Source organism: Rhizobium sp. NZLR1 (assembly GCF_017357385.1).
GTDB lineage: Bacteria > Pseudomonadota > Alphaproteobacteria > Rhizobiales > Rhizobiaceae > Rhizobium.
In genome coordinates, this window is the sequence record NZ_CP071632.1 from 3,443,441 (window position 1) to 3,457,634 (window position 14,194).

General features: G+C 57.1%; 15 protein-coding genes. 12 read left to right on the plus strand and 3 right to left on the minus strand.

Features of this window, described 5'->3' with window-relative positions; translation table 11 throughout:
* Positions 1 to 13: 13 nt before the first annotated feature.
* Positions 14 to 388, minus strand: coding sequence for a hypothetical protein (locus J3O30_RS17110; protein WP_207584356.1), 375 nt, complete (start codon positions 386 to 388; stop codon positions 14 to 16).
* A 196-nt stretch (positions 389 to 584) separates the two neighbouring features.
* On the opposite strand from J3O30_RS17110, the gene J3O30_RS17115 reads away from it, so the two are divergent.
* From J3O30_RS17115 to J3O30_RS17170, 12 genes are all read left to right on the plus strand, one after another.
* Entirely contained in the window at positions 585 to 1,658 is a 1,074-nt protein-coding gene (locus J3O30_RS17115; protein ID WP_207581445.1) for an endo-1,4-beta-xylanase, read from the plus strand.
* 31 nt (positions 1,659 to 1,689) lie between these two features.
* The gene (locus J3O30_RS17120) at positions 1,690 to 2,841 is read left to right on the plus strand and encodes a glycosyltransferase (protein WP_207581446.1); all 1,152 of its coding nucleotides are present in this window, start codon (positions 1,690 to 1,692) and stop codon (positions 2,839 to 2,841) included.
* A complete protein-coding gene (locus tag J3O30_RS17125) occupies positions 2,841 to 3,344 on the plus strand; it encodes an acyltransferase (protein WP_007630830.1) in 504 nt (167 codons plus the stop codon). Before J3O30_RS17120 ends, J3O30_RS17125 begins: the two co-directional genes overlap by 1 nt.
* The gene (gene pssM / locus J3O30_RS17130; protein ID WP_207581447.1) at positions 3,341 to 4,243 is read left to right on the plus strand and encodes an exopolysaccharide glucosyl ketal-pyruvate-transferase; all 903 of its coding nucleotides are present in this window, start codon (positions 3,341 to 3,343) and stop codon (positions 4,241 to 4,243) included. The genes J3O30_RS17125 and pssM overlap by 4 nt, the downstream gene beginning before the upstream one ends.
* 151 nt (positions 4,244 to 4,394) lie before the next feature.
* On the plus strand, positions 4,395 to 5,897 hold the full coding sequence (locus J3O30_RS17135; RefSeq protein WP_207581448.1) for a lipopolysaccharide biosynthesis protein: 1,503 nt from the start codon (positions 4,395 to 4,397) through the stop codon (positions 5,895 to 5,897).
* Between the two features lie 31 nt (positions 5,898 to 5,928).
* Positions 5,929 to 6,960 carry a polysaccharide pyruvyl transferase family protein gene (locus tag J3O30_RS17140; protein WP_207581449.1) on the plus strand — a complete coding sequence of 344 codons (1,032 nt, stop codon included), beginning with the start codon at positions 5,929 to 5,931 and terminating at the stop codon, positions 6,958 to 6,960.
* 10 nt (positions 6,961 to 6,970) lie between these two features.
* Positions 6,971 to 7,792 carry a galactosyl transferase gene (locus J3O30_RS17145; protein ID WP_207581450.1) on the plus strand — a complete coding sequence of 274 codons (822 nt, stop codon included), beginning with the start codon at positions 6,971 to 6,973 and terminating at the stop codon, positions 7,790 to 7,792.
* 81 nt (positions 7,793 to 7,873) lie between these two features.
* On the plus strand, positions 7,874 to 8,818 hold the full coding sequence (locus tag J3O30_RS17150; RefSeq protein ID WP_207581451.1) for a glycosyltransferase family A protein: 945 nt from the start codon (positions 7,874 to 7,876) through the stop codon (positions 8,816 to 8,818).
* A 23-nt stretch (positions 8,819 to 8,841) separates the two neighbouring features.
* A complete protein-coding gene (locus tag J3O30_RS17155) occupies positions 8,842 to 9,726 on the plus strand; it encodes a glycosyltransferase family 2 protein (RefSeq protein WP_207584357.1) in 885 nt (294 codons plus the stop codon).
* The gene (locus tag J3O30_RS17160) at positions 9,723 to 10,703 is read left to right on the plus strand and encodes a glycosyltransferase family 2 protein (RefSeq protein WP_207581452.1); all 981 of its coding nucleotides are present in this window, start codon (positions 9,723 to 9,725) and stop codon (positions 10,701 to 10,703) included. The genes J3O30_RS17155 and J3O30_RS17160 overlap by 4 nt, the downstream gene beginning before the upstream one ends.
* A gap of 209 nt (positions 10,704 to 10,912) precedes the next feature.
* Positions 10,913 to 11,371, plus strand: coding sequence for a glucuronosyltransferase (locus tag J3O30_RS17165; RefSeq protein WP_207581453.1), 459 nt, complete (start codon positions 10,913 to 10,915; stop codon positions 11,369 to 11,371).
* Positions 11,368 to 11,844: a glycosyltransferase gene (locus tag J3O30_RS17170; RefSeq protein ID WP_207581454.1), complete on the plus strand. Its 477-nt coding sequence runs from the start codon at positions 11,368 to 11,370 to the stop codon at positions 11,842 to 11,844. Before J3O30_RS17165 ends, J3O30_RS17170 begins: the two co-directional genes overlap by 4 nt.
* Before the next feature lie 146 nt (positions 11,845 to 11,990).
* Here J3O30_RS17170 and J3O30_RS17175 read toward each other — a convergent pair whose 3' ends face one another.
* Both J3O30_RS17175 and J3O30_RS17180 read right to left on the minus strand, forming a co-directional pair.
* Entirely contained in the window at positions 11,991 to 12,686 is a 696-nt protein-coding gene (locus J3O30_RS17175; RefSeq protein WP_207581455.1) for an SGNH/GDSL hydrolase family protein, read from the minus strand.
* 185 nt (positions 12,687 to 12,871) lie between these two features.
* Positions 12,872 to 14,179 carry an HlyD family type I secretion periplasmic adaptor subunit gene (locus J3O30_RS17180; RefSeq protein ID WP_207581456.1) on the minus strand — a complete coding sequence of 436 codons (1,308 nt, stop codon included), beginning with the start codon at positions 14,177 to 14,179 and terminating at the stop codon, positions 12,872 to 12,874.
* Between the last annotated feature and the right edge of the window lie 15 nt (positions 14,180 to 14,194).

Genomic DNA, 14,194 nt, shown 5'->3' on the forward strand with positions numbered 1-14,194 from the left:
ATGCGCCGACTTCTCACGCCATGTAACTTGCATCGTGGTGATGCCTGGCCAAAATCTCGTAAAGCTCTTTCAAACTGTCCGCACTCGGCCGTTCGGTGCTGTCCCCGCCCGCCAAGCGCCAGACACGCTCGACATTGAGGTCCTGCGTGACTTGCTCAAGGTCTTCGTTCAGCGAGCGAATGGCGGCCTCCGATCGACGCAGCCGCCCCGACAGCCTGACAAGCGCTGCGAACGACAGAAAAATGACGCCGGTGACACCGAGAACGAGCGCCGAGAATTGTCGGGCATCGAGAAGAAATAGATCGTTTCGAATGGTCGTCATAAAAAAAACGGCATTTTGCAATGCCATATGAAAACAGCTTATCAGGTAGCTAAACCAATCTTCCATCACCAGCGCCCTCCAGAACAGTTTATATCGTGGCGCCGGCTGAAAAGTCTAGCAGACACTGACAATATCCCCTACTGCGAAAGCATATTTAGGGTTGAATTACTCCGTTGAATTGAACGCGAATGCCGCGTTGCCGACGAGCCTGGCCCTCTAAATTTGGCCGCGGACATCAAAAAAGCCAACCGTGAGAGATAAAATGAATAGAAGACGTTTCCTCGCCTCGGTTCCGCTCGCCCTGTTGTATGCCAATGCGGGCCACGTCCTGGCACAGGTGCCTTCAGCGGGAGGGCTGCGCGCCCTTGCCGACGGCAAGGCGTTCCGATTCGGATCGGCAATCGACCTGCAAAATATCAGCGATCCAATTGCTTCCGAGATATACATCAATAACGTCAATTCAATAACGCCGCGAAACGAACTGAAGTGGAATGCGACGGAAAAGAGGCCCGGTGTTTTCAGTTTCAGGAATGCGGACCGGATGGTTGCATTTGCGCAAAAAAACAACATGAGGGTTTATGGCCATACGCTGATCTGGTATCGCGTCCCGGAGTGGGTGTCGGACATCACCGACGCGAAGGCGATTCAGGCGACGATGAACCGTCACATAAAACAGGTTGTCACTCGCTATAAGAACTCAATCGACGCTTGGGATGTGGTGAACGAGCCGTTGGAATATGATGCGCCGGATCTGCGAGATTGTGTTTTCCGACGCCTTCTTGGCGACGACTATATCCGTATGAGCTTCGATATGGCACATGAGGCAAATCCCGGCGCAATGCTGGTGCTGAACGAAACGCATCTGGAGAAAAAATCCGACGTGTTCGAACAGAAGCGCGCGCGTATCCTGAGAATCGTTGAGGATCTCGTCGCCCGGAAATCGCCGATCAATGCGGTGGGGCTGCAGGCGCATTTCCGTCCCGGCCTCGACCGGATCGATCCGGAAGGAATGGGGCGCTTCTGCGCGGCGCTGAAGGACATGGGTGTCGGCGTGTTCATCACCGAGCTTGATGCCTCCTGCCAGTTCCTGAACCGCGACAAAGGCTTTTCGCCGACGTCATACGCGGATATTTTCGGTGATGTGATCACTGTGGCGGCCGAGCGTGGCGACTTGAAAGGCGTGACAGTATGGGGCATGTCGGAAAAATACGGCGAGCGCATTGAGAACGAAGCCGCTCCCGACGCAGCCTGCGCAAAGCGCGTTAATCTTTATGACGACAACAATGCGCCGAGAAGTGCGGTTAATGGCATCAGGCGGGCAATAGAGGCGATGTGATGGGCAAGACAACGGAGACGTCGACAGATTCATGAGAAAAGCCGTTATTTACGTGGAAAAATTTTTGCCTGCCAGCCAGGCATTTGTTCTCAATCAGGCGGTAGCATTTCGTTCTTTCGAAGCTGAAATTCTTGCCGGCACGCGAATTCCGTCCGCCCACACCAAAAAATCCACTATCCCGGTTCATGACATCCGTCGGTCTCCCGTTGCGCGGGCCGGCGAACTGCTTCTGAAAATTCCGCAGATCGGCCTTCCCTTTCTCTTTCCGGCGATCGGCCAGGCCGATCTCGTTCACGCCCATTTCGGCAAGAACGGTTATGTCATCGGCCCCCTGGCGCGCGCCGCCGGCAAGCCGCTGGTCACGACATTCCACGGGTTCGACGCCACCTATGGCGGTGACCCGAAAAAGCCGGGCGGCTTCAATCAGGTGCGCTTTTTTGCCAAGGGCCGGAGCGAGATGGCTGGCTGGAACAGCTGGAATATCGCCGTTTCCGATTTCATCCGCGATCGGCTGCTGGCGCTCGGCTTTCGCGCCGACCGCGTCTATCGCCATCATATCGGCATCGATCTCGATCTGTTCAAAATGGAGCCACGTCCACGAAAAAAAGGGCTGGTGGTTTCCATTGCCCGCTTCGTCGACTATAAGGGCCACCGCTTCATGATCGACGCGCTGGCACGCGTGGCGGCCGCCGGCACTCCGGTCGAATTCGTCATGGTCGGCCAGGGTCCTTTGAAGGAGGAAATCGAAGCACTGGCGCGTCGTTCCTTGCCAAGCGTCACGATCCATGAAAATCTGTCGCAGACTGAGATAAGGGATCTGCTCGCCAGTGCGGAGCTTTATCTCCATGGAAGCGTGACCCTCGATAATGGTCACGCTGAAGCTTTCGGCCTGGCCAATCTCGAGGCCGAAGCCGTGGGAACTCCGGTCGTCGCATTTCGCTCGGGAGGCGTGGGCGAAGCGATCGAAGAGGGGAAAACTGGTTATCTCGTGGAGGAGCGGGATGTCGCAGGAATGGCCGAAGCAGTCGGAAGGCTGCTCAATGACCAGGCCCTGTGGACAGCCTTTAGCGCGCGGGCACCGCTTCTGGTGGCCGAGCGCTTTGACTTACGTCGTCAGACGGGGATGCTCGAGGACTATTACAGTTCCGTGCTAGACGAATTTTCCAGCCGGGGTCGGACTTGATGGTGCAGACAGGAAAAAAGCCGAAGTGGGGACTGAACGTATTTCGGCCGCTGCGGAACGGAATTGTGAAGGCCAAATGGCTCTACTATACGAAGTTCTGGGGAATGGACATCGATCCGACGGCCAGCTTTTCCCTGAGCGTGCGGTTCGACAAGACCAATCCGAAGGGATTGCATATCGGCGCGGAAACCTATGTCGCCTTTGAGGCGGCGATCCTGACCCACGACCTCACGCGCGGGCTCTATCTTCACACGAGAATCGGCAGACGCTGCTTCATCGGCGCCCGCAGCATCATTTTGCCCGGTGTTGAAATCGGCGACGAATGCGTCATCGGCTCGGGCTCGGTGGTGACCAAGAGTGTTCCACCGCGCTCGCTGGTCGCGGGCAATCCGGCAAAGATAATCCGCAGCGATATCGAGATCATTTCGCGTTACGGGCGCATGGCACGCGAAGACGAGACGGTCTCGATCGTCAAGCACTTGCCGACTGGAGAAGCACGATGAAGATGTTTGCCTACCGCGGGAAACACGAGAATTTCGGCGATGAACTCAACCATTGGCTCTGGGAGCGTCTGCTACCCGGCTTCTTCGACGATGACGAAGGCCAGCTCTTTCTCGGCATCGGTTCGATCCTCTACGACAATTTCGATCCGAACATGCAGAAGATTGTCTTCGGCTCGGGTTATGGCGGCTACACCAACCCGCCGAAAGTCGATCGCAACTGGACATTCTATTTCGTCCGCGGAAAGAAGACCGCCGAGATTCTCGGCATCGATTCGAGCTACGCCATCGGCGATTCGGGCATCCTCACGCGGAGCTGCTGGGATGCAAAAAGCATCGAGAAGCGTTATCCCGTCTCGTTCATGCCGCATTATGAAAGCGCCATGTACGGCAGCTGGGATAAGGTTTGCGATCTCGCCGGTATCCACTATATCGATCCGCGCTGGTCGGTGGAAAAAGTTCTGACCGAAATCAGCGCATCACATAAAGTCGTCTCGGAAGCGATGCATGGCTGCATTATATCAGACGCGCTTCGCGTTCCTTGGCGGGCGATTCGCCCGATCGCTCCAGGGAACAGAGCCAAGTGGTACGACTGGGCGAGTGCACTTGATCTGGAGATCGATTTCGACCCGATCGGCCCGTCGAACCTCGTCGAAGCCGGAGCCTCGCTGGTTCGGAAAAATACCTACCTATTGAAGAACGTAACATTCCGTCACCGCCGGATCCGCCAGCTGACCGGAAATTATGTCTTCGGATCGACCGTCAAGACATTGCAGCGAGTGGCAGAGAAGCCGGGCCAGCTCAGCACAGACGAGTCTATTGTAAGAGCACACGAGAGAATGCTGGTCGAGCTGAACCGGCTGAAGCAAGATTTTTCCAAGAAAGCGGCAAGCGCCCTTTAAGGTCGCAATCGCTTTCGTGACGAGGCAATTAAAGCATGATGCTTTCTAACTTCATGAATACCCTCTGCGCCGGCAAGGAGCAGAAGCACCTTCGATGCGCATGCGGCCCGCTCAAATGGTCAATGTCCGCGACCTCGGGAGCCGTTCGCCCATGAGCAGTGTGACCGACCGACTGATCCAGGGCAGCATGTGGCTGAGCCTGTCCCGCGCCATCGTCAACGGGCTTTCGGCACTCAGCACCTTTGTCCTCGCCTGGTATCTCGTACCGGCTGACTTTGGTCTCGTCGCTATTGCAACGACGATTCAAGTCATCTTGAGTTCGGTCACTGAGCTTTCGCTCAATCAGGCGCTCATCCGCCACGAGTCTCCGAGCGAAACCCATTTCAGCGCGGTTTGGACACTGAGCGTGACAAGAAGCGCCATATTGGCGCTGCTCTTTGCCGCCGCGTCTTATCCGATCGCCGAGTTTTATAATGAACCTCGTTTGACGAGCGTGATGCTTGCCTTGAGTTTCAGCCTGCTCCTGAGCGGCCTCGCCAACCCACGCCGCGTCATGCTCCAGCGCGATCTGATCTTCTGGCAGGAGTTCGTGCTGAACGTCTCGCAAAAGCTGGTCGGTTTCGTCGTGACGGTGGCAATTGCCGCCATCTACCAGAGCTATTGGGCTCTCGTCATCGGCACCCTTGCCTATCAGGTGACCAATATCATCGTGTCCTACACCGTCTTGCCGTTCTGGCCGCGCATAACCTTCCGCCATGCCCGCGAATTGTTTTCCTTCTCGGTCTGGCTGACGGCCGGACAGATCGTCAACACGCTGAACTGGCGCATCGAGTATCTGCTGATCGGTAAGATGCTGGGCGCCACACAGCTTGGTCACTATACGGTCGGCAACACTCTTTCGACGCTGCCGACGCGCGAGGCTACCGCGCCGTTGAACCAGACGATTTATCCGGGCTTTTCGAAGGTCCGGAACGACCCGGTCCGGCTTGTCGCAGCCTATCAGCGCGCACAGGCCCTGTTGGCTGCGGTGGCGCTTCCGGCCGGAATCGGCATGGCTGTTGTGGCTGACCCGATGATGCGGCTTGCCTTGGGAGAGAAGTGGGCTCCTGCGATCTTCATCGTGCAGGCACTTGCATCGGTCTTCGCCCTGCAGACCCTTGGCTCGCTCGTCCAGCCGCTGGGCATGGCGAAGGGCCATACCAAGATGCTGTTTATCCGCGACACGCAAATGCTGGTGGTTCGCATTCCCATCATCATCGCCGGTCTCATGATGGCCGGGCTTCCGGGCGTCGTTTATGCGCGCGTGCTGACGGGTCTGATTTCCACCGTTGTCAACATGCTTCTCGTCAAGCGCTTAATCAATCTGCCGTTCTTCCAGCAGCTCGCGGCAAACTTCCGCGCGCTTGCCAGCGTCGCCCTGATGGCCGCCGGCATCTGGGGATTGTCGCATTTCATGAGCGCTCCCGTCGACAAGCTGGCCTTGGCCCTTCACCTGGCCATTCTGGTCATCACGGGCGGTATTCTCTATGTCGGTTCCAGCTTTGTCCTGTGGCTCGCAATGAACAAGCCAAATGGCCCGGAAACCGAAGTTCAGCGTATCTTTGCCAAGTTCCTGTCAAAAGCCAAACGTATTGCCGTTCCCAAGTCGGCTTAAAGCTAAAACGAACATTAACAAGTGAGGCAGAATGACCAGCCTATCCAGATCTGAGCTGATCGCAAAACTCAATGGCATGATCCATGATTGCCTGAAGGACTATGTCTCGCGCGACGAACCGCTCGCGATTCTCGACTTCCCCGACATCCGCAATTGCGGCGACTCGGCGATCTGGCTGGGTGAGATGGCCTATCTCAAGGATCGCTTCGGCAAGCGCCCGGACTATGTTTCCAGGCTGTACGATTTCTCAGCCGAAGAGCTGAAACGGCGAGTTCCCACAGGCCCGATCTTCATTCACGGCGGCGGCAATTTCGGCGATATCTGGGTTGCCCACCAGGATTTCCGCGAAGCGATCATGGAGCGTTTCCCCGATCGGCAGATCATCCAGTTCCCGCAGTCGATCCACTATAGTTCGCCTGAGCGCATCGAGCAGTCCAAACGGGCAATCGGTCGCCACAAGAATTTCGTGCTGCTCGTGCGAGACGAAGAATCGAAGGAATTTTCCGAAAAACACTTCGACTGCACCGTACGGCTATGCCCGGATATGGCCTTTGCCATCGGCCCACTTCCGGACAGGGCCACCCAGATTCCCGTTCTCGCCATGTTGAGAGAGGACGCAGAACGGGTCGGCGGCACCGATCGCAACATTCCTTCCGAAATTCCTGTGGAAGACTGGATCACGGAGTCGAAACGGAAGGTAGATATCGCCAAGAAGCTGGGGGTGGCGTCGGCCTATCTCGCATTGAAGCCAAGCGAAGTTGCATTGCGGAGGCTGGACGCCGCAGCGCACAACCGTTTCGAGCGCGGCATCAGTCAGATCTCGCGTGCTCGCGCAATCGTCACCGATCGTCTGCACGTCCATATTTGCTCGTTGCTGCTCGGCCGCCCACACGCCGTGCTGGACAACAGCTACGGAAAAATTCGCCGCTTCATGAATGCTTTCTCCGGCGGAACGGATCTTTCATACAAGGCAACCTCGCTCGACGACGGGATCGAATGGGCGCGTCACCAGGCGGCGATGGACCATGCCGGTCGAAAAGAAGCCATGAGCTTGCGGGCGTAGGGAGAATTCGATGCCACTCGTCACCTTCATTATACCGGTCCGGCATCAGGACAATGCCCGCGATTGGAGCAGGCTGAAGGCAAATCTCACCCAGACCGTGGCCTCCATTTCCAACCAGACCAATGGGGACTGGCGCGGAATCATCGTGGCGAACGAAGGGGCCGATCTGCCTGATCTGCCGGAAAAATTTTCCGCCTTGCGCGTGACTTTTCCGCCAAACGACCTGCATGAGCTTGGAAAAGGCAGCAAGGAAGACTTCCTCGATGCCTTCCGGGCTGACAAAGGCCGGCGTGTTTTGAGCGGCATGTTGAACGCCGCCGACAGCCGCTTCTTCATGATTGTCGACGATGACGATTTCGTCAGTTCTCGAATCGTGCAACATGCATCCGAAAATCGGGACGCCAACGGGTGGACGATCGACCATGGTTACATATGGGACGATGGCGGCAATTTCCTGTTCGGCCATGATGACTTCAGCCATCTCTGCGGCACATCCTTGATCGTTCGTGCCGATCTCTACGATCTGCCGAACCGATTTGAGGATGCTTCGCTTGACTGGATCAAGTCGATGCTTGGTAGCCATGTCCGTATCGCGAAAATTCTGGCGCAACGCGGAGCGCCGCTTGCGAAACTTCCCTTTCGCGGGGCGGTCTATCGGGTTGCCCATGGCGGATCGCACAGTCAGGCACCAAGCCTGCTGCGACAGTATTTCCTGAACCGCGGCGTGCTCACCAAACCGCGGCGCTGGTTGCGTAATCTTCGTAAGCTGAGGGTGCTCGGCGAAACTCATAGGCGCGAATTCTTCGGCAAGACGCGGTCGAATCCAGCCTAAAACCCTTTCACCCGAACATCGCACAGGCAGTCAAAATATGAGGCTTTTCTCTTTCGACTTCACCAAGAGGGTTGGTAACTGATGTCGGATCTATTCGTCAGCGTTATCTTTTCATCCTACAATGGCGCCAGCCGCCGGCTGCGCCACACTTTGGATTCCTTGGTGCGCCAGGAGCTTCCTCATGATCGATGGGAACTGATTGCTGTCGACAATAACAGCAATGACGACACGTTTGATCTTTTGAAATCCTATAGCGACAAGCTCCCGATCATCATCCTGCAACAGCACAAGCCCGGAAAGTCCGGCGCGCTGAACTTGGCTTTGGATCGGGTGAAGGGAGATCTTGTCGTCTTTACGGATGACGATATTCGCGCCGAACCGAATTGGCTGAAGGCGATCGTCGACTGCGCCACCGCCCATCCGGGCTATGGCGTCTTCGGGGGCCGAATCGTCCCTGATTGGGAAAAGGAGCCGACGGCCCGCTTTATCGAGTGGATTCCCATGGGATCCACCTTTGCGATCGTGAATGAAACGCAAAGCGGACCGTGCGACCCGACAAAGGTCTGGGGCCCCAATACGATCATTCGACGTGAGCTGCTTGGACCGAGCGTGCGCTACCGGGAAGATATCGGTCCTCTTCCAGGTAAGATATTTGCCATGGGCGAAGATGCGGAGATCATCATTCGTTTGGCGGCAAATGGCGCCAAATCCTATCGATGCGCCGAAGCCGTGGTTCATCACTGGATTCCGGCAGCAAGTGTCACCGAGGACTGGGTGCAAAAACGCGGCGAGCGGCTTGGTTATGGCATGCCGGCGCTCTTTCCCGACGAAGTGCCTGGAGGGGTAAGGCTAAGTGGAGTTCCGCTTCCGACCTGGATCGAAAGCGCGCAATGGGCATTGCGGGCAGCCACGCTTTATCTCTTGCCGCAATCAAAGAAGCGTTTCTGGGCTATCTGGAAATATTACTACATGCGGGGGTATCGTGCTGGAATTCGCCGATATGCGCCTCAGACGCTGGCGCGGTGATCGATTGTCCAGGAGGCGATGATTTGAAACTCTCGGTGCTCATCAATAATTTCAATTATGGTCGCTTCCTGCGCCCATGCATCGATAGCGTTCTGTCGCAGACCTACCCTGACTTCGAAGTGGTGGTGGTCGACGACGGATCGACCGACGATTCCCGTGAGATTCTTGCCTCCTACGGGGAACGGATTCTGACTATATTGAAGGAAAACGGTGGTCAGGCGTCGAGCTTCAATGCAGGCTTTGCGGCGGCAAGCGGCGATATCCTCTTTCTCCTGGATGCCGATGATGCGTTCTTGCCCGGTAAACTCGCACGGATTGCCGAGATCTACGATCGCAACGAGATCGACTGGTGTTTCGACCGGGTGACGACCGAGGAAAATGACCAGCCTCCTGCAGAGCTTCAAGTGACGCTGTTCGACAAGCGGCACGCGCTTCGCAATGGCGGCTTCCCTTCGCTTCCGGTTCCGACATCGGGCTTGAGCTTCCGCCGCAGCCTGCTGTCCCAGATATTGCCGATGTCCGTCGCGACCGACGTCGTTCTGAGCGACAATTATATTAAGTTTGCCGCAGCCTATCTCGGCCGCGGCGCCATCGTCGAAACACCGCTGACGTTTCAGCGCATTCATGCCTCAAACCGCTATACGGGCACAAGCAGGGCAAAGACGCTGCGCCCGCGGATCATGATCGCGACAGGGCTGGAACTGGCACGCCGCTACGACGGGCTGCAGGCGCTCGGCAAGAGCCTGGTGGCCGGCGGCATTGCCGAAACGACATCGCTGCTGAAGCTCCGGAGCGAAGCGCGCAACATGGTGGCGGGCGGTCCGTTCGGCGATGATGCCGCGACCGAATTGGCCTTGATGGCGGCGCGCAAGCGTTTGGGAAAGATGCTGCGGAGGGGACAGTCGTGAACCAGCAAGAAACTTTCCCGCATTCAGCAGCCGGTACCGACGTCGGCGCAGCGCCGTTGAAGATCGCCGTCGGCGTGCTGACCTATCGGCGTCTGGACGGGATCGCCAAGCTGCTTGACGTCATGACGCGCCAGATCAGGCACCCCGTCCGCCCCTATCATCTCACCATGGTGATCGTGGATAATGATGCGGCCGGCAGCGCCAAGGCAACGGTGGAGAGCTTCGGCCAGACAGGCGCCTACGACCTGATCTACGTCGTCGAGCAAAACCAGGGCATCCCCTTTGCCCGCAACCGCGCGCTGGATTCGGCACCTCCGGGCACAGACCTCTTCTGCTTTCTCGACGATGACGAATGGCCGGTCGACGGCTGGCTGGACGCTATGCTGGAGACTCGCCAGAAAAGCCGCGCCGATTGCGTCTACGGCCCCGTCCAGCCGGTCTATCCGGAAAACCCACCGGAATATTTCATCAAGGCCAGGGTATTCGAGCGCAAGAAGAACGTGGACGGCCAGCGTATCGGTTATGCGGCTTCGAATAACGTCATGTTCGACTATCCCCTGATCCGCTCGTGGAATCTTCGTTTTGAGGAGAAAATGCGCTTCACCGGCGGCACGGACTATCTTTTCTTCAATCAGGCCATCCGCCGCGGCATGCAGGTTTTCTGGGCTGACAAGGCCCTTGTCTATGACATCATTCCGGCAAACCGAATGACCTGGAAATGGGTGTTGCAAAGACAGTACCGGCTGGGCAATACCTTCGCAGTCAGCGAGGTTCTGCATGGCAACCTCAAGCGCCGGATTTATCGCGCCGCCTATGGCGCCACGAGAGTCGTGCTTGGACTGGTCATGCTGCCGGCGATCTTGATTTCACCCTACTGGGGTATGCGGGCTCTCACGCATATCCTGCGCGGCGCCGGCATGGTTAACGGGATTCTCGGACATGCCTATCAGGAATACAAGCCCAATGCCGCCCTCTGATATTGTTTGCGCAAACGCCCTTGGAGAATTTCTGGCCCTTACTATGTTTCAGCCAAAAGCATCATGCGTAACGGCGTCGATGAACTTCATGGATTCAACCAACCGGGCCAAGAATGGTAGACTTTCACTGAATTACTCTGACACAACTGCTGTTCGAACCGAACGGTTTTTCGCTCTTGTCGTCGGTCAAATATAGGGGATGCCTGTCTATGACTGAGAAAAAATTGAAGGTTCTCGCTGCCTCCTCGGGAGGCGGCCACTGGGAGCAGATGATGGCCATGCGGAGCGCTTTCGAGGGCTGCGATATCGTCTTTGCAACGACCATCCCAGGGCTGCTTGCCAAATACGACATTCGCGACGGCCTGGTCCTTCCCGATTGCAGCCGCGACTCGATTACCATGTCGATCCGGTGCTTTTTCAGCGCCTTCGCCATCGTTATCAAACACAAGCCCGACGTCGTCATCTCCACAGGTGCGGCGCCCGGCCTTTTTTGCCTGCTTGCCGGCAAACTGACGGGCAAGCGGACGATCTGGATCGATAGTGTCGCCAATGTCGAGAAGCTCTCCCTATCGGGAAAATTGGCTGGCCGTATCGCGTCGCTCTGGCTCACGCAATGGCAACATTTGTCGCGGCCGGATGGCCCCCACTACGCAGGAGCTGTCCTTTGATCCTTGTCACCGTCGGAACGCAGCTGCCGTTTGATCGCCTCGTCAAGGCAGTCGACACCTTCGCGAAAGAACTTTCCAAGCCGGTTCTGGCGCAAATCGGCAAGGGCACCTACACGCCACAGAATATGAAATGGATCAAGAATATCGAGCCCGCGGACTTCGATAGGGTCTTTTTCGATGCAAGCGTTATCGTCTCGCATGCGGGAATTGGCACGGTGCTGACCGCAAAACGTTTTGGAAAACCGATCATTCTCGTTCCCCGGCAGGCGTCGCTTGGCGAGCATCGAAACGATCATCAGCTTGCCACGGTAGGCCAGCTCGCCGGCCGACCGGGCATCTATGTCGCGCATACCGACGAGGATCTCAAAAACTATCTTCTCGACGATCTGGACAGCCCGTCTCACGAGGACCCGTCAGAGGTTGGACGGGCTTCGCTGGTCACCTACCTTAAAGGCTATCTGGCGACAGTCTGACCCCAAGCCCCCCCGCGGACCCTAGAGCATGTCTCGCAAAAGTGTGCCGCGGTTTTGCGATAAAGACATGCGTAAAAACAAAGACCTAAAGCGTGACAAGCGAATCTGAAAGATCGCGACACGCTTTATCGGCAAGGCAGGAATCTTCAGTCTTTGCAGTTGCCGCCGGCGATATGTTTGACAAGTTCCGGCACGATGATTTTGGAAGCAATGTCGGGCAGCGGATGGGCACCATCAGGAATCGCTGCGGCCAGATCCCCCGATGTCAGACGCTGCCAGTTGGGCCGGTGGTCGACAAACTCCAGACCTCGTTTCTGGGCCTCCGCCTCATGGGCCGAGATGTAGCTGCCGACAAAGGGGCGGATAAGGCCACGCAGTCCCGAAAACGGATTCATCGCCATGACGATGATCCGCGCGTGCGGCAGGCGCAGCCGAATCTGGTCGAGGATATCGCCGATATCCTTTCGGCTTTGCGCAAGCGACACAAACCGCTGCAATGCCGCATCGTTGGCGTAAAGCTCGATCAGCACGATATCCGGCTGCTCGGCAATAACGCGATCGATCTGGGTGAGAGCCCATAGCGACGTCTCGCCACTCTTTGCGACGCTCTCGACCGTCACCGGCCTTTGCAGGCAGGCTGCAAGCGCCGTCTCGAGAGACGATTGCCACCCCCCGCGGGCCGTCAAAGATGTTCCGAAGGCTACTATTTTCATCGGCGGGGAATTTTCGGCATAACCGCTTTCGGGCGCTGAGAGCATAACCAGACACGCCGAAAGCAGAAGCCATCCATAGACCGATCGTCTCTCAGTTGGCACCGTGCTCCAAAGCCGCAAACGTATCATGGAGAAACCATATCTCGGCGGAGCCCAGAGGTCACGCGTCCTTCCTTGAACCAAGCGGCAGCAGGATTACAAGTTTCTGAAGTCGACCACTCATGCCGGGTTTGACGCGGCTATGGCCTCATGCGGCCTCGCTGATCGGAAATGCCATATGTCAGGACCCTCGCAACGACGCGGTCCAAGCGCCATCACTCCTCACGAAATACGTGCTGCATCTGATCGGTCAGCGGCTTCGTCAGATAGGAGATGACGTTCCTGTCGGCGATCTTGATAAAGACTTCGGCCGGCATGCCGGGATAGAGCTTTATCGACTTCAGCTTCGCGATGCTTGCAGCCTCCGGCTTGACGCGAAGGGGATAATAGCTGATGCCCGTCCGCTCATCCTTGACGATATCAGGTGCAATCGAGGTGATCTCGCCGCGCACATCAGGCGTCGTGCGCTGATCAAAGGCGCTGAAACGCACATCGACGGACTGGCCGACGTGAACCTGGTCGATATCGCGAGTGGCGACTTTCGCCTGAACCGTCAGATCGTCATTTTCGGGAACGACGAGCATCAGCGTCTCACCAGGATTGACGACGCCATTGACCGTGTGAACAGAGAGTTCGTGAACGCGCCCACTGAGCGGCGCGGTAATGTCGAGACGGCGGAGTTGATCGACAGCGGTTCCGCGGCGCTCTTCATTCTCGGCGATCTTCGCCTCAACGTCGGTCAGTTCTTTCGCGATCTCCGAACGACGATCCTCGTCCAGCTGGATTGACTGGCGATCGATCTCGATTGCCTTGCCTTCGGCCTCCGCCTTTGCGGCGATTTCCTGGCCGCTGTTACCCTTGAGTTCGGCGCGGGCGCGCTTGAGCGCATTCAAACGCTGGAGCGTAACCAGCCCCTTCTTGTAGAGCGTATCGACGCCCTCGAGCTCCTGTTCGATCAGGCCTAGGGAATCATTGGTGGCGTCGATCTGAACGACCAAGCCCTTGATCTGCTCGGCCAGCTGATCCTTGCGCGACGCCAACTGGCTCTTCATGCCGATCAGCGCCGATCTGCGGCTATCGAACAACTTCGTCTCGCCGTCGAGCAGATCCCGCGCGGCGGTGCTGGATGTCAGATCACTGATGTTTTCCTCGACATCGAATGACTCGGCGTCGATCCGTTCGGCCTTCAGTCGGGCACGGCGCGCATAAAGCTGAGCGAGCGTGCTCTCGACGATCGAAAGCTGTGCTTTTGTCGTCGTGCCATCGAGCTGTATCAACACCTGTCCAGCCGTCACATGGTCATTTTCGGAAACCAGCAGTTTCGAGACGATACCACCGATCAGGTGCTGGACCTTCTTGACATCACCATTGACGACGACCACGCCTTCGCCGATGACGGCGCTCGAAAGTTCCGTCGTTGCTGCCCAACCGCCAATGCCGCAAACGAGAGCTAGCGACAACACGCCGACAATGGCGACATGACGATTGAGGGAACGTTTGGATTCGCTGATAATCTTGTTCAAAATTTTCCCTCCGGC